This is a genomic window from Enterobacter sp. RHBSTW-00994 (assembly GCF_013782625.1).
In the GTDB taxonomy this organism is placed as follows: domain Bacteria; phylum Pseudomonadota; class Gammaproteobacteria; order Enterobacterales; family Enterobacteriaceae; genus Enterobacter.
Window position 1 is genome coordinate 3126555 of the sequence record NZ_CP056199.1, and the last position, 18889, is coordinate 3145443.

At 52.5% G+C, this 18889-nt stretch carries 18 protein-coding genes; 7 read left to right on the forward strand and 11 right to left on the reverse strand.

Annotation, left to right across the window (positions count from 1 at the left end; genetic code table 11):
• Positions 1 to 53 precede the first annotated feature (53 nt).
• Together HV346_RS15045 and HV346_RS15050 are read left to right on the forward strand one after the other, a co-directional pair.
• Complete coding sequence (locus tag HV346_RS15045; RefSeq protein WP_181620103.1) at positions 54 to 386, forward strand: RcnB family protein; 333 nt, start codon at positions 54 to 56, stop codon at positions 384 to 386.
• Positions 337 to 816 carry a GNAT family N-acetyltransferase gene (locus tag HV346_RS15050; protein ID WP_181620104.1) on the forward strand — a complete coding sequence of 160 codons (480 nt, stop codon included), beginning with the start codon at positions 337 to 339 and terminating at the stop codon, positions 814 to 816. Before HV346_RS15045 ends, HV346_RS15050 begins: the two co-directional genes overlap by 50 nt.
• 31 nt (positions 817 to 847) lie before the next feature.
• Here HV346_RS15050 and apbC read toward each other — a convergent pair whose 3' ends face one another.
• A complete protein-coding gene (apbC, locus tag HV346_RS15055; RefSeq protein WP_181620105.1) occupies positions 848 to 1957 on the reverse strand; it encodes an iron-sulfur cluster carrier protein ApbC in 1110 nt (369 codons plus the stop codon).
• A 137-nt stretch (positions 1958 to 2094) separates the two neighbouring features.
• Between apbC and metG the strand changes: the two genes are divergently transcribed.
• Positions 2095 to 4128, forward strand: a complete 2034-nt coding sequence (metG, locus tag HV346_RS15060; protein ID WP_181620106.1) for a methionine--tRNA ligase — start codon at positions 2095 to 2097, stop codon at positions 4126 to 4128.
• 32 nt (positions 4129 to 4160) lie between these two features.
• On the opposite strand, the gene HV346_RS15065 is transcribed toward metG, so the two are convergent.
• From HV346_RS15065 to HV346_RS15075, 3 genes are read right to left on the reverse strand one after another with little or no spacing between them, the layout of a single operon-like run.
• The gene (locus tag HV346_RS15065) at positions 4161 to 4631 is read right to left on the reverse strand and encodes a DUF1456 family protein (RefSeq protein ID WP_181620107.1); all 471 of its coding nucleotides are present in this window, start codon (positions 4629 to 4631) and stop codon (positions 4161 to 4163) included.
• A 47-nt stretch (positions 4632 to 4678) separates the two neighbouring features.
• Positions 4679 to 5398: a two-component system response regulator BtsR gene (btsR, locus tag HV346_RS15070; protein WP_181620108.1), complete on the reverse strand. Its 720-nt coding sequence runs from the start codon at positions 5396 to 5398 to the stop codon at positions 4679 to 4681.
• A complete protein-coding gene (locus HV346_RS15075) occupies positions 5392 to 7077 on the reverse strand; it encodes a sensor histidine kinase (protein WP_181620109.1) in 1686 nt (561 codons plus the stop codon). The genes btsR and HV346_RS15075 overlap by 7 nt, the downstream gene beginning before the upstream one ends.
• 218 nt (positions 7078 to 7295) lie before the next feature.
• Here HV346_RS15075 and mlrA point away from each other — a divergent pair, with 218 nt between their 5' ends.
• Complete coding sequence (mlrA, locus tag HV346_RS15080; RefSeq protein WP_181623805.1) at positions 7296 to 8036, forward strand: HTH-type transcriptional regulator MlrA; 741 nt, start codon at positions 7296 to 7298, stop codon at positions 8034 to 8036.
• 70 nt (positions 8037 to 8106) lie between these two features.
• Entirely contained in the window at positions 8107 to 8220 is a 114-nt protein-coding gene (locus HV346_RS15085) for a protein YohO (RefSeq protein ID WP_010433613.1), read from the forward strand.
• Here HV346_RS15085 and HV346_RS15090 read toward each other — a convergent pair.
• The 5 genes from HV346_RS15090 to bglX all read right to left on the reverse strand — a co-directional run bounded on the left by HV346_RS15090 (position 8195) and on the right by bglX (position 14388).
• Entirely contained in the window at positions 8195 to 8932 is a 738-nt protein-coding gene (locus HV346_RS15090; protein ID WP_181620110.1) for an ABC transporter permease, read from the reverse strand. The genes HV346_RS15085 and HV346_RS15090 overlap by 26 nt on opposite strands.
• Positions 8916 to 9866 (reverse strand): ABC transporter ATP-binding protein, encoded by a 951-nt coding sequence (locus HV346_RS15095; RefSeq protein WP_181620111.1) that lies wholly within the window; start codon positions 9864 to 9866, stop codon positions 8916 to 8918. The genes HV346_RS15090 and HV346_RS15095 overlap by 17 nt, the downstream gene beginning before the upstream one ends.
• On the reverse strand, positions 9859 to 11016 hold the full coding sequence (locus HV346_RS15100; protein WP_181620112.1) for an ABC transporter permease: 1158 nt from the start codon (positions 11014 to 11016) through the stop codon (positions 9859 to 9861). The genes HV346_RS15095 and HV346_RS15100 overlap by 8 nt, the downstream gene beginning before the upstream one ends.
• Positions 11017 to 11028: 12 nt before the next feature.
• Positions 11029 to 11946 carry an ABC transporter substrate-binding protein gene (locus HV346_RS15105; RefSeq protein WP_181620113.1) on the reverse strand — a complete coding sequence of 306 codons (918 nt, stop codon included), beginning with the start codon at positions 11944 to 11946 and terminating at the stop codon, positions 11029 to 11031.
• 144 nt (positions 11947 to 12090) lie between these two features.
• Positions 12091 to 14388, reverse strand: coding sequence for a beta-glucosidase BglX (gene bglX, locus HV346_RS15110; RefSeq protein ID WP_181620114.1), 2298 nt, complete (start codon positions 14386 to 14388; stop codon positions 12091 to 12093).
• A 189-nt stretch (positions 14389 to 14577) separates the two neighbouring features.
• On the opposite strand from bglX, the gene dld reads away from it, so the two are divergent.
• The gene (gene dld, locus HV346_RS15115) at positions 14578 to 16344 is read left to right on the forward strand and encodes a D-lactate dehydrogenase (RefSeq protein ID WP_181620115.1); all 1767 of its coding nucleotides are present in this window, start codon (positions 14578 to 14580) and stop codon (positions 16342 to 16344) included.
• 94 nt (positions 16345 to 16438) lie between these two features.
• A complete protein-coding gene (locus HV346_RS15120) occupies positions 16439 to 16993 on the forward strand; it encodes a GNAT family N-acetyltransferase (protein ID WP_181620116.1) in 555 nt (184 codons plus the stop codon).
• A gap of 81 nt (positions 16994 to 17074) precedes the next feature.
• Here the strand turns inward: HV346_RS15120 and pbpG are convergent, their stop codons facing one another.
• Together pbpG and HV346_RS15130 are read right to left on the reverse strand one after the other, a co-directional pair.
• Positions 17075 to 17995: a D-alanyl-D-alanine endopeptidase gene (gene pbpG / locus HV346_RS15125; protein WP_181620117.1), complete on the reverse strand. Its 921-nt coding sequence runs from the start codon at positions 17993 to 17995 to the stop codon at positions 17075 to 17077.
• 167 nt (positions 17996 to 18162) lie between these two features.
• Positions 18163 to 18750 (reverse strand): Yip1 family protein, encoded by a 588-nt coding sequence (locus HV346_RS15130; protein ID WP_181620118.1) that lies wholly within the window; start codon positions 18748 to 18750, stop codon positions 18163 to 18165.
• Positions 18751 to 18889: the final 139 nt, after the last annotated feature.

Below are 18889 nucleotides of genomic sequence, written 5' to 3' on the forward strand. Positions count from 1 at the left end.
GGTTATGAAACAGCAGACTGAATGCATCAGTAAACGGGTTAACTGGAGAAAAAATGGCTAAGTATAAATTGCTGCTTCTGGGTGTTGTGATGTCACTGACGGGTGTCGCGCATTCAGCCCCGCAAACGGCATCTGCGCCTTCTGGCATCAAAGCTTACGAAGAACAAGAGTTCATTGCCGATTTCACAAAATTCAAGATTGGCGACACGGCTCCCGCGTTGTATCAGACACCTGAATACACCATCAAACAGTATCAGTTACGTAATCTTCCTGCCCCAGATGCAGGTACTCACTGGACCTACATGGGTGAAAACTACGTCCTGATTGGCGACGCGGATGGCAAAATTTACAAAGCCTATAACGGAGATATCTTCTATCACCGCTGATACCATTACCGTCCGTCCGTGGCAGGAAAGCGATCGTCCTTTCCTGCGCACGCTTTACCTGCATGCCCGACGTGAGGCATGGCCCTGGCTGGAAAGTGATGCATGGAAGCTCGAAGATTTCGACGAGGCAACACGCGACGAACAGATCTGGGTTGCGCTTCAGGATGGCCACCGGGTAGGTTTTGCCTCAGTCTGGACGAACGATAACTTTCTGCACAATCTCTTTGTCGACCCACATTATCAGCATCTTGGGGTGGGTCGTTTACTGCTGAAACAGGCGCAGAAAACATTCACCAGCACCGGCGCATTAAAATGTTTAGTCAGGAATGAACGGGCTGTGGCGTTTTATCAGCATCATGGCTGGCACATTGAGGCTCGCGGTGATTCACCGGATGGAGCGTACTATTTGATGCATTATCGGCTGCGTTAACTAGCCGGGTATTGTTACCCGGCTACAAGGGTTACACCGCGCGGAAGGCAATTTCACTCGGAATGACTTCGCCTTGCCAGTAAAGTTGCGCCGCAACACGCCCCGCCAGTTGACGATACATCTCAGCAAACTCGCTATCCGGACGACTCACCACCGTCGGTTTCCCGCTATCCAGATCTTCACGCAACGTAATGTGTAATGGCATCTGTCCAAGCAGTTGTGTGTGATACTGCGCAGCCAGCTTCTCCGCCCCACCGGTCCCAAAAATAGGCTCATGGTGTCCGCAATTGCTACAGATGTGCATACTCATATTCTCGACAATACCGAGCACCGGTACGTCTACTTTCTCGAACATGACAATGCCTTTTTTGGCATCAATCAGCGCAATATCCTGCGGTGTTGTCACCACAACCGCGCCCGTCACCGGAATGTTCTGCGCCAGCGTCAACTGGATATCACCCGTACCCGGCGGCATATCCAGCACCAGATAATCGAGATCCGGCCACAGAGTTTCCTGCAACATTTGCAACAGCGCTTTGCTGGCCATCGGGCCACGCCATACCATGGCATTATCATCGGTCACGAGATAACCAATGGAGTTAGTTGCCAGGCCATGCGCCATGATCGGCGCCATGTGCGTGCCATCTGGTGACGTCGGACGCTGATTTTCCGCGCCCAGCATATTAGGAATCGATGGGCCGTAGATATCGGCATCCAGAATACCGACTTTCGCCCCTTCAGCGGCCAGCGCCAGCGCCAGATTTACCGCCGTAGAAGATTTACCCACCCCTCCCTTGCCTGAACTGATGGCAATGATGTTTTTCACACCATTAACACCCGGCTGATTTTTCACCCGTTTCAGCGTAGCGATGCTGTGGGACAGCTTCCAGTCAATGGCTTTTGCCCCAGTGATACGGAGCAGATCTGCACTGCATTGCTCTTTCAACGTATCAAAGGCGCTGGCAAAAACGAACGGCATCTGCAGCTCGATATGCAACGTATCATCCAGCCACGCAACGTGGTGCAGCGCTTTCAGCGTAGTGAGGTTGTGTTTCAGGGTTGGATGCTGAAAATTAGCCAGTATCCCGGCAACCATTGCTCGTAAGACTTCCGGTGATTTGGCCTGGGATTGAGAACTCATCCCGACTCCTTTGTTCTTGTGAATAAGACCTTAGTTGAACAAGTTTACCTGAAAGGCCGTGGTTTGTGCTTACTTAATAATGACCCTTTTGGTAATATCAAAAGCCCTTTTCACTGTTAAAAGAAGTAATGTCCACTATGACTCAAGTCGCGAAGAAAATTCTGGTAACGTGCGCACTGCCGTACGCCAACGGCTCAATCCACCTCGGCCACATGCTGGAGCATATCCAGGCTGATGTCTGGGTCCGTTACCAACGAATGCGCGGCCATCAGGTTAACTTCATCTGTGCGGACGACGCCCATGGCACGCCGATTATGCTGAAAGCTCAGCAACTGGGTATTTCACCAGAACAGATGATTGCCGAAATGAGTCAGGAACATCAGACTGATTTTGCAGGCTTTGACATCAGCTACGACAATTATCATTCCACGCACAGCGAGGAAAACCGTGAGCTGTCTGAGCTGATTTACACCCGCCTGAAAGAGAACGGTTTTATTAAAAACCGCACTATCTCTCAGTTGTACGATCCGGAAAAAGGCATGTTCCTGCCAGACCGTTTCGTGAAAGGCACGTGCCCGAAATGTAAGTCACCAGACCAGTACGGCGATAACTGCGAAGTGTGTGGTGCAACCTATAGCCCAACCGAGCTTATTGAACCGAAATCAGTCGTGTCGGGTGCTACTCCCGTCATGCGTGACTCTGAGCATTTCTTCTTTGACCTGCCATCTTTCAGCGAAATGCTACAGGCCTGGACCCGTAGCGGTGCATTGCAGGAGCAGGTTGCCAACAAAATGCAGGAGTGGTTCGAATCCGGTCTTCAGCAATGGGATATCTCCCGTGATGCGCCATACTTCGGTTTCGAAATTCCGAACGCGCCGGGCAAATATTTCTACGTCTGGCTGGATGCACCAATCGGTTACATGGGCTCCTTCAAGAATCTGTGCGACAAACGCGGCGATACCACCAGCTTTGACGACTACTGGAAGAAAGATTCCGACGCGGAACTGTACCACTTCATCGGGAAAGATATCGTTTACTTCCACAGCCTGTTCTGGCCTGCAATGCTGGAAGGCAGCGGTTTCCGTAAGCCAACCAACCTCTTCGTTCATGGCTATGTCACGGTAAACGGCGCGAAGATGTCCAAATCTCGCGGAACGTTCATCAAAGCCAGCACCTGGCTGAATCACTTTGATGCTGACAGCCTGCGTTACTACTACACCGCGAAGCTCTCTTCTCGCATCGACGATATCGACCTGAATCTGGAAGATTTCGTACAGCGTGTGAATGCAGACATCGTGAACAAAGTGGTGAACCTGGCGTCCCGTAATGCCGGATTTATCGCGAAGCGTTTTGACGGCGTGATGGCCTCTGAACTGGCTGACCCGGTACTGTACAAAACCTTCACTGATGCAGCCACCACCATTGGCGAAGCGTGGGAAGCACGTGAGTTTGGTAAAGCGGTGCGCGAGATCATGGCGCTGGCAGACCTGGCTAACCGCTATGTGGATGAGCAAGCACCGTGGGTTGTCGCAAAACAGGAAGGCCGTGATGCTGACCTGCAGGCGATCTGCTCTATGGGTATCAATCTGTTCCGTGTCCTGATGACGTACCTGAAGCCGGTTCTGCCAAATCTGGCTGAACGCGCTGAAGCATTCCTGAACACTGAACTGACCTGGGATGCCATCGCACAGCCTCTGCTCGGACACAAAGTGAATACGTTTAAAGCCCTGTACAACCGTATCGAGATGAAACAGGTTGAAGCGCTGGTGGAAGCGTCCAAAGAAGAAGTGAAGGCAGCCGCTGCACCGGTAACGGGGCCACTGGCTGACGATCCGATTCAGGAAACCATCACCTTTGATGATTTTGCCAAAGTTGATCTGCGCGTGGCGCTGATTGAAAACGCGGAATTCGTTGAAGGCTCCGACAAACTGTTACGTTTGACACTGGATCTGGGTGGAGAGAAACGTAACGTCTTCTCCGGTATTCGTTCAGCCTATCCTGACCCGCAGGTACTGGTTGGCCGCCAGACGGTGATGGTCGCTAACCTTGCGCCACGCAAAATGCGCTTTGGTATCTCTGAAGGCATGGTCATGGCCGCAGGCCCTGGTGGGAAAGATATCTTCCTGTTAAGCCCTGATGAAGGCGCGAAGCCAGGCCAGCAGGTGAAATAATAAAAAAAGCCGGAGATAATCTCCGGCTTTTTTTATGGCTTAGGATGATGAACCCGGTGGGTCAATCCGCGCAGGAAATTACGCAAAAATTGGTCGCCACATTCGCGGTAATTTTTGTGGTCCGGCGCGCGCATCATGGCGGTAATTTCCGGCACTGACACGCGATACTTCTGTTCGGTCATGATCGCCACGATATCATCGGTTTTCAGGGAAAACGCGATACGCAGCTTTTTCAGCACTGTATTGTTGTTAACACGACGCTCAAGCGCCAGCTCAGGCGCAGATTCATCTCTGCCACGTTTCTCATAAATAAGCCCATTCAGGAAACCTGACAGGATGATATCAGGACAACGAACAAACCCGTCCTCATCCTCTTTTGTCATCCAGGTATCAAACCCGGCAGACGTTGATTCCATGTCGGCAAGCGCCAGAATGCGCACCAGATCGTTATTGTTTGCTTTCAGGGTGTAGCGCAGGCTACGGAGAATGTCATTACTTAGCATGAGTGCCTTTAACTGTCGGTGATGCAATGACGCGCAGTGTACCAGTTTTACAGCCCAATCGCCTCTTTCAAACTTTTCAGATATCGGCGGCTCACGGGGACAGTTTGCCCGGCGCGAAGCACTAGCTCGGCCTGACCGTTATCTTCAAGGCGAATCTCTTTAAGATGAGCCATGTTCACCAGATACTGTCGATGGCAGCGGATCAACGGCGTACGACTTTCCAGTGTGCGCAACGTCAGTTCCGTAAAGCCTTCGTTACCTTCAGCACTGGTAACATACACGCCACTCATGCGGCTGCTGACAAAAGCAACGTCGTCCATTTGCAGAAGATAAATGCGGCTATGACCCGTACAGGGGATAAATTTGAGCGGCTGCTGGTGCTCAGGCAGAAGCGTCACATCCTGCACGGCACGCTCCTGGCGTAAACGACTCAGCGTCTTTTCAAGCCGTTTTTCTTCAATCGGTTTAAGCAGATAATCAAAAGCATGTTCTTCAAAAGCCTTCACTGCATATTCATCGAAGGCCGTCAGAAACACAATGTACGGTCGATGTTCAGGATCAAGCATTCCAACCATTTCCAGGCCACTGATTCGCGGCATCTGGATGTCGAGAAACAGGACATCCGGGCGCAGTTTGTGAACGGCTCCAATCGCTTCAATGGCATTTGCACATTCGCCCACCACGTCGATATCGCTGTGCTCCTGCAACAGCACACGCAGATTTTCCCGTGCTAACGGCTCGTCATCAACAATCAGCACTCTCAGCATGCATCTTCCTCCAGCGGCAATCGTAACGTAATACGGGTAAATCTGTCCGGTTCACAGGCCACGGAAATCCCACAACCGTCGCCAAAGTGGGCTCGAAGGCGTTTATCCACCAGGCTCATGCCCAATCCTCCAGACGTCGTCGGCTGGTACAACCCGGCATTGTCTTCAATATCGAGGACCAGATAGTGGTTAAAACGACTGGCAGAAAGGCTGATCACCCCAGTGCCCAACAATTGAGACGTACCATGCTTAATGGCGTTTTCCACAATCGGTTGCAAGGTAAATGCCGGAAGATGTTGTGACGCTAACTCATCCGGAATGAATAGCGATACCTGCAAACGCGACTGAAAACGGGCCTTCTCGATTTGGAGATAGGCATTCACATGTTCAATTTCATCGGCCAGGGTAACAATTTCCGATGGACGCTTCAGGTTCTTGCGGAAAAATGTCGACAAAAACTGGACTAACTGCGCGGCCTGATCGCTGTCACGGCGAATCACCGCTTTAAGCGTGTTCAGCGCATTAAACAAGAAATGTGGGTTCACCTGTGCATGCAGCAACTTAATCTCTGATTGGGTTAAAAGCGCTTTTTGCCGCTCATATTGTCCTGCCAGAATTTGCGCCGACAAAAGTTGCGCAATCCCCTCGCCTAACGTGCGATTGATAGAACTGAACAGACGGTTTTTCGCCTCGTAAAGCTTAATGGTCCCCATCACCCGATTGTTTTCTCCTCGCAGCGGGATCACCAGTGTCGAGCCCAGCTTACACTGTGGATGCAACGAACAACGGTATGGCACTTCGTTACCATCGGCATAGACTACCTCGCCAGTTTCGATAGCGCGAAGCGTATAAGAGGACGAAATTGGTCTACCTGGCAGGTGATGGTCATCCCCGGTTCCGGTAAACGCCAGTAGCTTTTCCCGATCGGTTATCGCGACTGCGCCAATATCCAGCTCCTTATAGAGAACCTGAGCTACCTTCATGCTGTTTTCTTCGTTAAACCCCTGTCGCAAAATACCTTCCGTCGATGCTGCCACCTTTAACGCCGTCGCAGAAAACGCCGAGGTGTATTTCTCAAACATCGCACGCTTATCAAGCAGAATACGCATGAAGAGTGCCGCCCCCACGGTGTTCGTCACCATCATCGGCGCGGCAATGCTGTTGACCAGATGCAGCGCATCTTCATAGGGACGCGCAATCAGCAGGATAATCAGCATTTGCACCAACTCGGCAACAAAGGTAATTGCACCAGCTGTAATCGGGCTAAACACCTTATCCGTTCGGCCACGTTTGATCATATAACTGTGTACAAGACCGCCCAGCAGCCCTTCAACAATCGTCGAGATCATGCAGCTCAGCGCTGTCATGCCCCCCATAGAATAACGGTGAAGTCCGCCCGTTAACCCCACGAGCCCACCGACTACGGGACCGCCGAGCAGACCGCCCATCACCGCACCGATCGCACGCGTATTGGCAATCGAATCTTCGATGTGGAGACCAAACCAGGTCCCCATGATGCAGAAAATGGAAAAAACGACGTAACAGAGAAACTTGTGCGGCAGACGTACGGTGACTTGCATCAGCGGGATGAACAGACGCGTTTTACTCATCAGCCATGCGATGACCAGAAATACACACATCTGCTGGAGCAGCAACAACACCAGGTTAAACTCGTACATACCCACAAACCGCGCGTTTCAAAAACGCGTAACATACACTGATGTGGTTTAACTTTCTTTGAAGCACACCAAAAAAGGTGTAAACCGTGTTCGCAATCACACCTTTTTCAGAAAATAACCTGAGCGTCGCATTATTTGTTCAAAATTCGGGCAATTCTTCCTGGTTCGCCAAACTGGGTCTACAGTTAAGCTGGGGACGCGCAAGCCAGGGGGCGAATATGGCGCTTTACACGATAGGTGAAGTGGCACTCCTTTGTGATATCAATCCCGTGACGCTACGAGCATGGCAGCGACGGTATGGATTACTCAAACCGCAGCGAACAGACGGTGGTCATCGTCTTTTCAACGATGCTGATATTGAGCGGATCCGTGAGATCAAAAGTTGGATCGATAACGGTGTCCAGGTCGGTAAAGTGAAATCATTGCTCAGCCAGGACGATCCTGATACGCAACATATCTGGCGCGAACAACAGGAAACACTGCTGCGTCTCCTGCAGGCAGGTAACCTGCAGCGCCTGCGTGCGTGGATAAAAGAGCAAGGCCGCGACTATCCCGCGCAAACGTTAATCTCCCGTCTGTTCATTCCCTTACGCCGCCGTCTTCAGTGCCAGCAGCCGACGCTACAGGCACTGCTCAGTATGCTTGACGGCGTTCTCATTAATTACATTTCTGTATGTCTTGCATCAGCAAGAAATAAGAATAATAAAGATGCGCTGGTCGTCGGGTGGAATGTGCATGACACCACCCGTTTGTGGCTTGAAGCATGGATTGCCACACAGCAGGGCTGGCGCGTCGATGTGCTGGCACATTCATTAGCGCAATTACGCCCGGAGTTGTTCGATGGGCAGACATTGCTGGTCTGGTGCGGTGAAGTCCCAAGCGCAGCGCAGCAGCAACTGCTTACAGAATGGCGTGAACACGGTTATCCGGTTTACGCACTTGGGCCTAACGAGCCGTAACGGCATTTAATGGTTCATTAACAGCTACGCTTCACCGTATAATTGCTTCGTTAACAACAGGAGCACATGTATGAAGGCAACCAAACTGGCCGTAATCACTCTTTTCGTCCTCATGGCCGTTAGCGGTATCGGTGGCGTTATGCTGGCTGGATACTCGTTTATTGTTCGTGGCGGTGTCGGTTGAGATAACTCGCCAGGCGCTCAAACCCCCGATCGACCACAATCGCTGCCAGTGCAACCAGTACCGCCCCCTGCACAATATAGGCCGTATTGAATCCGCTTAACCCGATAATTATGGGTGTGCCAAGCGTATTTGCACCAACCGTTGACGCGATGGTCGCCGTCCCTATGTTGATAATCACAGACGTGCGAATTCCGGCGATAATAACCGGTGCGGCAAGCGGCAGTTCAACATGGCGAAAACGCTGCCAGCCACTCATTCCCATCCCCTCAGCCACGCTCATCACCGAGGCAGGAACCGCCGCTATTCCGGCCAGCGTGCCTTGTAAAATAGGCAGCACGCCATACAAAATAAGTGCAATGATTGCCGGCGTCTGACCAAAACCAATGACCGGAACCGCGATGGCCAGAACCGCCACGGGTGGAAAGGTCTGGCCGATGGCGGCAATGGTTTCGACCAGTGGACGAAACTCTCTGCCTGAGGGGCGCGTCACTGCAACGCCTGCCCCCACCCCTAATACAATGGCTGTAACACTTGAAACCGCCACCAGCCAGAAATGTGCCAGCGTCAGATTGATAAAACTCTCCTGTTGATAAACCGGTCGCGGCAGCCCCGGAAAAAGCGCGCTAAAAAGACCAGCGCTATGCGGCATCAGAAATAATAGCGCCACAAACAGCGCCACCAGCCAAACCAGCGGTTCACGCATCCACTTCATGGCCGACCTCCCCTGTCAGCAGATCACGAAAATGGAGCGCACCACACACACTGCCCAGTGCATCCACAACGGGCAGAACATCACATTGCCGAGCGACAAACGCGGATAATGCATCGCGCAGGCTCATCTGTACCTGCAAGGGTTCGCCATCGATATGCACTCCCGGGGGTCGCAAGTAATCACCTACGGTGCGCAGCGAAAGTAACCTGACCCCCAATTCACTGCGGCCAAAAAAATCACGCACAAAATCGGTTGCAGGTTGGGTTAAAAGCGTCAGCGGCGCTCCCTGCTGTATCACTTCACCGTTATCCATCAGGATCAGTCGATCGCCAAGCCGCAGTGCCTCATCAATATCGTGCGTAACCAGAATGATCGTCCGCCCAAGGATCCGGTGAATGCGCGTCATCTCGGCCTGTAACGCACTCCGTGTCACCGGGTCCAGCGCGCCAAAAGGTTCATCCATCAGCAACACCTGCGGGTTCGCTGCAAGTGCTCGCGCCACGCCCACACGCTGTTGCTGCCCACCAGAAAGCTGATGTGGATAGCGATCGCGCAAAGCCGGTTCTAACCCCAGCAGTGCCATCAGCTCATCAACACGTTCGGCAATTTTCTGCCGTGTCCATTTTTCCAGTTGCGGTACGGTGGCGATGTTTTGCGCGACCGTCCAGTGAGGGAACAAGCCGATAGACTGAATGGCGTAGCCCATGCGACGACGTAACTCCAGCGCGGGCACACTGCGGATCTCTTCCCCTGCAAAGCGGATGAGTCCGCTGTCATGCTCAATGAGCCGGTTGATCATCTTAAGCGTGGTTGATTTTCCCGATCCCGATGTCCCAATCAGGACAGAAAACGCCCCTTCCTCAAAATGCAGGTTCAGATGGCTCACCGCCGGACGGCCAGCAAAGTGTTTGCTGACATCATGAAATTCAATCATTGCCTCTCCCCTTGAGCAACGCGAGCCACAAGGCAAACAGCGCATCCACCACAACAGCCAGTGTAACGGTTGGAATAACGCCCAGCAGCACCAGATCCAGTGCGCTACTCAGCAGCCCCTGAAATACCAGGGCGCCAAACCCACCCGCACCGATTAACGCTGCGATTACCGCCATACCCACCGTCTGGACGGTCACTACCCGCAAGCTACGAAGCAGTAATGGCAACGCAATCGGGAGCTGCACTTGCCAAAAACACTGGCGGGTACTCATCCCCATTGCCTGCGCGCTTTCCAGTACATCCGGTGACACCTGGCTCAACCCAGCGACAACCCCACGCACCAACGGTAATAGCGCATAAAGCACCAGTGCAATAAGGGCTGGCATAAGCCCCGTCCCGCCCATACCCAAAGATGCCAGTACCGGAAACGCCTTCACCAGCCCCGCCAGAGGCGCAATTAACACACCAAACAGGGCAACAGAAGGAATAGTCTGGATAACGTTCAAAATGGCAAACACGGTTCCCTGACGTCCAGGATGACGATAACAGCCGATGCCCAGCGGCAAACCCATCAATAATGCCGGGAACAGCGTGCCCAGCAGCAGTGTCAGATGTTGCACCAGCGCATCATTAAATACCTCCTGGCGGTTGGCATACTCCTTTAACAGCGACAGCTGGTTCAGTTCACCGCTAAACAGCAGCAGCAATGGAAAACACCAGACTTGTGCATTCAGCACCCAACGCCAAACTGACTGTGCTGTTAGCCGCCGAATGACATCACTGCAGACAAGCAGGCATAACGCCATCCACAGCCACAACCCACTGCCGACGGAGGTCCTCGCAAGTGGACTTTCAACGGTGCTCAGATGTGTCGCCGCAAGTCCGGCCCCCCAAACCAGCACAGCAAACACCCCTTCACCGATGAAAAGCGTCAGCCACTGCGCCATACGCCCAGGACATAGGGATAAACCGATGAAAACCCCCAGCACCACAAGCAGGAATCCCGGGGGGAACGACCAGATCTGCCAGATCGCCCGCCCTTCGCCCGACACCAGGCGATTAGGCGCGACATTGACAAACGGCAATGTAACGGCTGCGGCAGCAATACACGCCAGAAGCAGCAGTACGCGGTTATGACATTTTATTGGCACAGACCTGTCCTGTTACTTCACAAACCCTTGTTGCTTCAGGAAGTCGGCAGCCACTTTTTTGGCATCCAGCCCCTCAACTGCAATGCTGGCATTCAGCTGTTGCAGCGTTTTTTCATCCAGCTTTTCAAACACGGGCTTGAGCCATTCCGCAATTTCAGGGTTAGCCTTCAGCGTCGCTTCGCGTACCACGGGTGTTGGAGCATAAATCGGCTGAACACCTTTCGGATCGGTCAGGGTTTGCAGGCCAAGTGCCGCTACCGGGCCATCCGTTCCGTAAGCCATCGCCGCATTCACACCAGAGATTTGCTGCGCCGCGGCTTTGATGGTCACCGCGGTATCCCCACCCGCAAGCGACAGCAACTGAGCCTGATCAAGTTTGAAACCATAGGCTTTTTCAAATGCCGGTAACGCATCAGCGCGTTCGATAAATTCCGCCGACGCGGCAAGTTTAAAATCACCCTTTTCATTCAGATAACGGCTGAGATCTTCAAGCGAGGTAAGTTTGCCCTTTTCGGCAATGTCCTTACGAACGGCAATCGTCCAGGTATTGTTGGCCGGAGCAGGCGTCAGCCAGACCAGTTTGTTCTGTTCAGCATCAAGCTTTTTGACTTTTTCGTAGCCTGCCTGGGCATTTTTCCAGGCCGGATCGTTTTCATCTTTGAAGAAGAATGCACCGTTACCGGTATATTCAGGATAGATATCCAGCTCACCGGATGTGATCGCCCCGCGTACAACAGGCGTCGTGCCAAGCTGAACTTTGTTGACCGTTTTAACTCCGTGGCTTTCAAGCACCTGCAAAATAATATTGCCGAGCAGTGCCCCTTCGGTATCAATCTTTGAACCCACTTTGACCGGTTCTGCCGCCTGTAACGGCAGACTCAACGCCGCCAGAATCAGCGCAGAGCCCATAGCCCCTTTCGCAATTGTCATTCTGCTTTCCTCATTTTTTTGCGCCCTTTTCAGGGGCTTGAGAGAAAAGCGTAGTTTAAAAAGGAGGAATTAACCGCTGAAATGCGATTTTTGCATCAGGTAAGCGGTCTCCCCCATAACAGGGGGAGGCCGGAGGGAAGGATGTTACAGCAGTTCGAACTCGCTTTTATTCACCCGGGCAGAATCCACGCCGATAAAGACGTTAAACTTGCCTGGTTCAGCATCATACTTCATCTGCTGGTTCCAGAACTTCAGTGCATCAATGTCGATCGGGAAGCTGACCGTTTTGGTTTCACCCGGTTTCAGATCCACTTTCTCAAAACCACGCAACTGTTTCACCGGGCGGCTCATGGACGCAGTGACATCCTGCAAATACAGCTGAATAACCGTTGCGCCTTCACGCTTACCGGTATTGGTTACTTCAACACTGGCCGTGACCTTGCCATCACGTTTCATTGAGGCCGCAGACATTTTCACGTCAGAGACCGTGAACGTGGTGTAGCTCAGGCCGTAGCCAAACGGATAAAGCGGGCCATTGGCCTCATCGAAGTAACGTGAAGTGTATTTGTTCGGTTTGTCGGCGTTATACGGACGGCCAGTATTCAGGTGGCTGTAGTAAACCGGGATCTGCCCGACAGAGCGCGGGAAGGACATCGGCAGCTTACCTGACGGGTTGTAATCACCAAACAGCACGTCAGCAATGGCGTTACCGCCTTCCGTACCGGCGAACCAGGTTTCCAGAATCGCATCAGCCTGTTGGTCTTCTTTCACCAGGGCCAGAGGACGGCCGTTCATCAACACCAGCACCAGAGGTTTTCCGGTAGCTTTCAGTGCGGCAATCAGGTCACGCTGGCTTTGCGGAATGGTAATGTCGGTGCGGCTGGAGGCTTCGTGGGCCATGCCCTGCGCTTCCCCGACCACAGCCACCACCACATCAGACTGCTTCGCTGCGTTAACCGCTTCGTCGATCATCTCTTTTGACGAGCGAGGATCAACGTTCACCGCCTCTTCATACTGGTTCAGGAAGGTCACGATGTCTTTGTCATTGGTGACGTTCGCACCTTTGGCGTAGATCACTTTGCCCTTGTCGCCGACAGCATTTTTAATACCGGTCAACACGGTTATAGACTGATCGGCCACTCCTGCTGCAGACCAGCTCCCCATGACGTCACGCTTGCTGTCCGCCAGCGGCCCCACAACAGCCACCGTCGCTGACTTGTTCAACGGCAGGGTTTCAAGACGGTTTTTCAGCAGCACCAGGCTTTCACGCGCCACTTCACGGGCGTCCTTACGGTGCAGACGGCTTTCAGCGTTAGTATCCACCGGATCAGAATCTTTCGGTCCAAGATGGCTATACGGATCGTTAAACAGCCCCATGTCATATTTCACGTTCAGCACATGACGGGTGGCATCGTCCAGCTCCGCCATGGTCACCTTGCCGCTCTTCACAAGACCTGGCAGATATTTGCTGTAATACTCGTCGCTCATGCTCATGTTGATACCCGACTTGAGCGCCACGCGCACCGCGTCTTCCGGGTCAGAAGCCACGCCGTGTTTAATTAACTCTTTGATTGCACCGTGGTCAGAAACAGTAATGCCTTTAAAGCCCCACTGATCGCGCAGAACATCTTTCAGCAACCACGCATCAGAAGTGGCTGGCGTACCGTTCAGCGAGTTCAGCGCCACCATAACTGCACCGCTGCCGGCATCCAGACCGGCTTTGTACGGAGGCATGTAGTCGTTGAACAGGCGCTGCGGGCTCATATCGACGGTGTTGTACTCTTTCCCGCCTTCTACCGCACCATAGGCCGCGAAGTGTTTGACGCTGGTCATGACAGAATAGCGGTCGGCCGGGCTTTTCCCCTGCATCGCTTCAACCATGGTTTTCCCCATGGTTGCCGTTAAATAGGTATCTTCGCCAAAGCCTTCAGAGGCACGGCCCCAGCGCGGATCACGGGAAACATCCACCATCGGAGCCCAGGTCATATTCAGACCATCATCCGCCGCTTCATAGGCGGAAACGCGTCCCACGGTTTTGACCGCATCGAGGTTAAAGGAGGAGGCTAAACCGAGGCTAATCGGGAAAACAGTGCGTTGTCCATGCAGCACGTCATAGGCAAAGAACAGTGGGATCTTCAAACGACTGAGATCCATCACCTGATCCTGCATCTTCCGAATATCCTCGCGGGTGACGGTATTAAAGATCGCACCAACCTGGCTACCTTTAATCATCTCGCGGATGGCCTCTTTCGGGTTATCCGGGCCGACGCTGATAAGACGGAGCTGACCGATTTTCTCATCAACCGTCATCTTCTTGAGCAATTCCGTGACAAAGGCGTCCCGGGCTTCAGGCGTGAGGGGATGATTGCCAAACAGATCATCTGCCAGTGCAGGTTGCAGCGCCAGGCTGACGGCAACACCTACAGAACAAAGCCATTTCATGTTGTTTTACTCTCTCATCAATAACCGCCGGAAGATCTCGGCCAAACCGTGCGAAAAGCGCAGTGTGCCACAAACCCTTTGTACCTTGCAGGGTTATTCTCTGATTTTTCTCGTGAATACTCGACCGCTTAACAGTTAATCGCGCTATGCTTTACAGCGAGAAATTTGCCCCACCACAAGGAGTGGAAGATGTCTTCTGTTCGAACTCACGATAACAATGCATTCATTAACGAACTGTCGCGCCTGGTTGGTCACTCTCACCTGCTAACTGACCCGGCCAAAACGGCACGCTATCGCAAGGGTTTTCGTTCCGGCCAGGGCGATGCGCTGGCCGTTGTTTTCCCCGGCACGCTGCTGGAACTGTGGCGCGTACTGAGCGCTTGCGTCGCTGCCGATAAAATTATTTTAATGCAGGCCGCCAATACCGGTCTGACCGAAGGTTCGACCCCAAGCGGCAACGATTATGACCGTGATATCGTCATCATCAGCACCCTGCGGCTCGATAAACTTCACCTGCTGGATAAAGGCGAGCAGGTGCTTGCCTACCCTGGCACAACGCTCTATTCCCTTGAAAAAGCGCTCAAGCCGTTTGGTCGTGAACCACATTCGGTGATCGGTTCATCCTGCATTGGCGCCTCCGTGGTCGGCGGGATCTGTAATAACTCCGGGGGGTCGCTGGTACAACGTGGCCCGGCTTATACCGAGATGTCACTCTTCGCCCGTATCGACGAAAACGGCAAGCTCCGTCTGGTGAACCACCTGGGGATTGAGTTGGGCGACACGCCTGAACAGATCCTGAGTAAACTGGATGATGACCGCGTGAAGGATGAAGATGTTCTGCATGATGGCCGTCATGCTCACGATCATGATTATGTGACCCGGGTACGTGACATCGACGCTGACACGCCTGCACGCTATAACGCTGACCCGGATCGCCTGTTTGAGTCTTCAGGATGTGCCGGAAAACTGGCGGTGTTTGCCGTTCGTCTGGATACATTCCCGGCAGAAAAAAACCAACAGGTGTTCTATATCGGGACCAACCAGCCTGAGGTTCTGACCGAGATTCGTCGTCATATTTTGGGGAAATTCACCCACTTGCCGGTGGCCGGTGAGTATATGCACCGGGATATTTACGATATTGCCGAACGCTATGGCAAAGATACCTTCCTGATGATCGACAAACTCGGCACAGACAAAATGCCGTTCTTCTTTACGATGAAAGGCCGTACCGACGCGATGCTGGACAAAGTCTCGCTCTTTAAGCCGCACTTTACCGACCGCTTTATGCAGAAACTGGGGACTGTCTTCCCGGCACATTTACCGACGCGGATGAAAAGCTGGCGGGATAAATACGAGCACCATCTGCTGCTGAAAATGGCGGGCGACGGAATTACCGAAGCGCAGGCCTGGCTCAGCGAATTCTTCAAAACGGCAGAAGGCGACTTCTTTGCCTGTACACCTGAAGAGGGCAGCAAAGCCTTTTTACATCGTTTTGCGGCGGCTGGCGCAGCCATCCGTTATCAGGCCGTCCATTCTGATGAGGTTGAAGATATTCTGGCACTGGATATTGCTCTGCGACGCAACGATACCGAATGGTTTGAACATCTGCCGCCGGAAATCGACAGCAAACTGGTACATAAACTCTATTATGGCCACTTTATGTGTTATGTCTTCCACCAGGATTACATCGTCAAAAAAGGGGTCGATGCGCATGCGCTGAAAGAGCAAATGTTGACGCTACTGCAGGAACGTGGTGCGCAATACCCGGCCGAACATAACGTCGGACATCTGTATAAAGCACCCGAAACGCTTAAGCGTTTTTATCGTGAGAATGACCCTACAAACAGTATGAACCCCGGAATTGGTAAGACGACACGGCATAAATACTGGAAAGAGCGTGAAGAAGCAGAGCAGAGTGATACGCAAGCTGCTGATCAAACTGTAAAGCCACACTGAAGCCATTGTTAAGCCCTCGTCAATCGTACTAGAGTAGTGCCATGTTGCCGGAGAAACGTTTCTCCGGCTTTCCATGACGAGGAGCAAGCACATCATGTCGGCTGTTGATATTTTATCCGAAACCGAAGTTGAAGTGCGCGATGCCCTGCCAGACGACGTACATGCCATCGCGGCAATTTACGCCTGGCATGTTCTTAATGGACGCGCGTCGTTCGAAGAAATTCCCCCTACGATCGATGAAATGCGCCTGCGTATGAAAAAGGTCGCCGATAACGGTTTGCCCTGGCTGGTCGCCCTTTATCGGGGCATCGTTGTTGGATATTGCTACGCCACTCTGTACCGACCTCGCCCTGCCTACCGTTATACCCTTGAAGAGTCTATCTACGTGGATGCCAGTACAACCGGGAAAGGGTTCGGCTCCGCGCTTATGGACACATTAATTGAACGTTGCGAACAAGGGCAATGGCGGCAAATCATCGCCATTGTCGGTGACGGGAATAACAATGCGGGTTCCTTGCGGCTGCATAAGAAGCATGGTTTTGAGGTGGTGGGTCAGTTGCGCAGTGTAGGCTATAAAAAAGGTGACTGGCGGGATACGGTCATCATGCAGCGTCCACTCAATGATGGCGACTGGACGCTGCCGGAATAAAATGCAAAACGGTAACATTCGTTACCGTTTTTAATGTTTTCTCCCTCTCCCGTGGGAGAGAGCATTAGCCCGCGCAGACCATCAGTCGTTTTGCGCAGTCGCCATCTGTTCAGCTTTTTGCTTTTTATAACTCAACGCTGCTGCCGGAACAGGCTGGACTTTCCCGGTCTCAATCCAGGTACGCAGACGACTGGCGTCAGCAAAGTGCGTGTATTTGCCAAACGCATCCATCACGACCAGCGCCACTGGCTTACCGTTAAACACGGTACGCATCACCAGACAGTGCCCTGCCGCATTGGTAAACCCGGTTTTGGTTAACTGAATATTCCAGTTATCGCGATACACCAGATGGTTAGTGTTGCGGAACGGCAGTGTATACGCCGGGTTCGCAAAGGTCGCCATCTCTTCTCGCGTCGTACTGAGCTGACCAATAAGCGGATATTGCTTGCTGGCAATCAGCAGTTTGGTCAAATCACGCGCCGTGGAGACGTTATGAATCGACAGGCCAGTGGGTTCCACGTAGTGAGTATTCGTCATGCCCAGGGATTTAGCTTTTGCATTCATGGCACGAATAAACGCGTCATATCCGCCAGGGTAGTGGTGTGCAAGGCTTGCAGCCGCACGGTTTTCTGACGACATCAGCGCCAACAGCAGCATATTTTTACGGCTGATTTCGCTGTTCAGACGTACACGAGAGTATATCCCCTTCATTTCCGGCGTCTGGCTGATATCAACTTTCAGTTTTTCATCCAGCGGCAGTCGCGCATCAAGCACCACCATCGCGGTCATTAATTTGGTAATAGAAGCGATGGGACGCACCAGATCCGGGTGGCTGGCGTAGATCACCTGGTTGGTGTTCAGATCGACAATCATCGCGCTGCCGGAGGCAATTTCCGGTTGGGCAGCGGTGGTCACAGCGGGCGTTTTGGCAATCGCTGGCGCGGCAACAGGCGTACCCAGGATCAGCGCAAGGCTAAGTAAAGAAACTCGGAATTTCAGCATGGTGAGGCTTCTGATAATTATTCACGCACGTAATGACGTACACCGCCTGTGTTGACGAATACACACAGGCTGGCAACGGCATAATAGCGATGACCGTGCCATGCCGCCAGCGAAGAATCGTGAACAGATGCTGCATTGCTGGCATTTACGCCAGCAATGCAGTGAGCTTAGAAGAGACGGTATCCATAACCCCAAAGAATAACCGTCAGTGCCAGTAACGCCTCCAGGACCAGCACACCAATAGCAAGTGTTGAGCTGGAGAAGCTCAGGCCCTCTTCTTTATTGATATTCAGGAAGGTTGGAACCCCCAGATACAGCAGATAACCTGTGTAAAAGAGAGCCACAGTACCGATCAGCGCGCACAACCAGACCAGTGGATAGAGCGCAACAATGCCGCTTAAGAACAGCGGTGTCGCAACATATCCGGCAAAGACCATACAATGCGCCAGCGACGGGCGTTGAGGATAGTTACGTGCCATCCAGTGAATGACGCGTCCCATGACTGCGACTCCCGCCAGCATCAAACCGTAAAACAGGATGGCAAGGTATAACCCGGTAAACCAGGAGAGCTGGACAACAGTACCATCACCGAAATTCCAGCCGATTTGTGTTGTTCCAATAAATGCGCAGATCACCGGTACAGCCGCCATGAGCAATACATGGTGTGTATAGTGATGCGCGACCGTTTCATTCTCGCCTCTGATCACATGCATTTCACGATCGGGATGGGAGAACAGCCCCCAGACATGGTTCATAACGCCCCCTTGTTGTCGGCCCGTCAGCGATACTTCAAGTATAATGCAGCTTTTGATTATTTTATGAACAACACTAAAAATGCCGATCGGGTAAATCACCGTGATTGCGCCATTATTGATTCATGGGGTATATGATTAA

What these genes read in the sequence shown, in the direction of transcription:
- mlrA (WP_181623805.1), top strand. Translation starts at nt 7,296, where the DNA reads ATGGCGCTTTACACGATAGGTGAAGTGGCACTCCTTTGTGATATCAAT.
- metG (WP_181620106.1), top strand. Translation starts at nt 2,095, where the DNA reads ATGACTCAAGTCGCGAAGAAAATTCTGGTAACGTGCGCACTGCCGTAC.
- HV346_RS15130 (WP_181620118.1), bottom strand. Translation starts at nt 18,750, where the DNA reads ATGAACCATGTCTGGGGGCTGTTCTCCCATCCCGATCGTGAAATGCAT.
- HV346_RS15050 (WP_181620104.1), top strand. Translation starts at nt 337, where the DNA reads ATGGCAAAATTTACAAAGCCTATAACGGAGATATCTTCTATCACCGCT.
- dld (WP_181620115.1), top strand. Translation starts at nt 14,578, where the DNA reads ATGTCTTCTGTTCGAACTCACGATAACAATGCATTCATTAACGAACTG.
- bglX (WP_181620114.1), bottom strand. Translation starts at nt 14,388, where the DNA reads ATGAAATGGCTTTGTTCTGTAGGTGTTGCCGTCAGCCTGGCGCTGCAA.
- HV346_RS15065 (WP_181620107.1), bottom strand. Translation starts at nt 4,631, where the DNA reads ATGCTAAGTAATGACATTCTCCGTAGCCTGCGCTACACCCTGAAAGCA.
- HV346_RS15090 (WP_181620110.1), bottom strand. Translation starts at nt 8,932, where the DNA reads ATGAAGTGGATGCGTGAACCGCTGGTTTGGCTGGTGGCGCTGTTTGTG.
- apbC (WP_181620105.1), bottom strand. Translation starts at nt 1,957, where the DNA reads ATGAGTTCTCAATCCCAGGCCAAATCACCGGAAGTCTTACGAGCAATG.
- HV346_RS15075 (WP_181620109.1), bottom strand. Translation starts at nt 7,077, where the DNA reads ATGTACGAGTTTAACCTGGTGTTGTTGCTGCTCCAGCAGATGTGTGTA.
- btsR (WP_181620108.1), bottom strand. Translation starts at nt 5,398, where the DNA reads ATGCTGAGAGTGCTGATTGTTGATGACGAGCCGTTAGCACGGGAAAAT.
- HV346_RS15120 (WP_181620116.1), top strand. Translation starts at nt 16,439, where the DNA reads ATGTCGGCTGTTGATATTTTATCCGAAACCGAAGTTGAAGTGCGCGAT.
- HV346_RS15095 (WP_181620111.1), bottom strand. Translation starts at nt 9,866, where the DNA reads ATGATTGAATTTCATGATGTCAGCAAACACTTTGCTGGCCGTCCGGCG.
- HV346_RS15105 (WP_181620113.1), bottom strand. Translation starts at nt 11,946, where the DNA reads ATGACAATTGCGAAAGGGGCTATGGGCTCTGCGCTGATTCTGGCGGCG.
- pbpG (WP_181620117.1), bottom strand. Translation starts at nt 17,995, where the DNA reads ATGCTGAAATTCCGAGTTTCTTTACTTAGCCTTGCGCTGATCCTGGGT.
- HV346_RS15045 (WP_181620103.1), top strand. Translation starts at nt 54, where the DNA reads ATGGCTAAGTATAAATTGCTGCTTCTGGGTGTTGTGATGTCACTGACG.
- HV346_RS15085 (WP_010433613.1), top strand. Translation starts at nt 8,107, where the DNA reads ATGAAGGCAACCAAACTGGCCGTAATCACTCTTTTCGTCCTCATGGCC.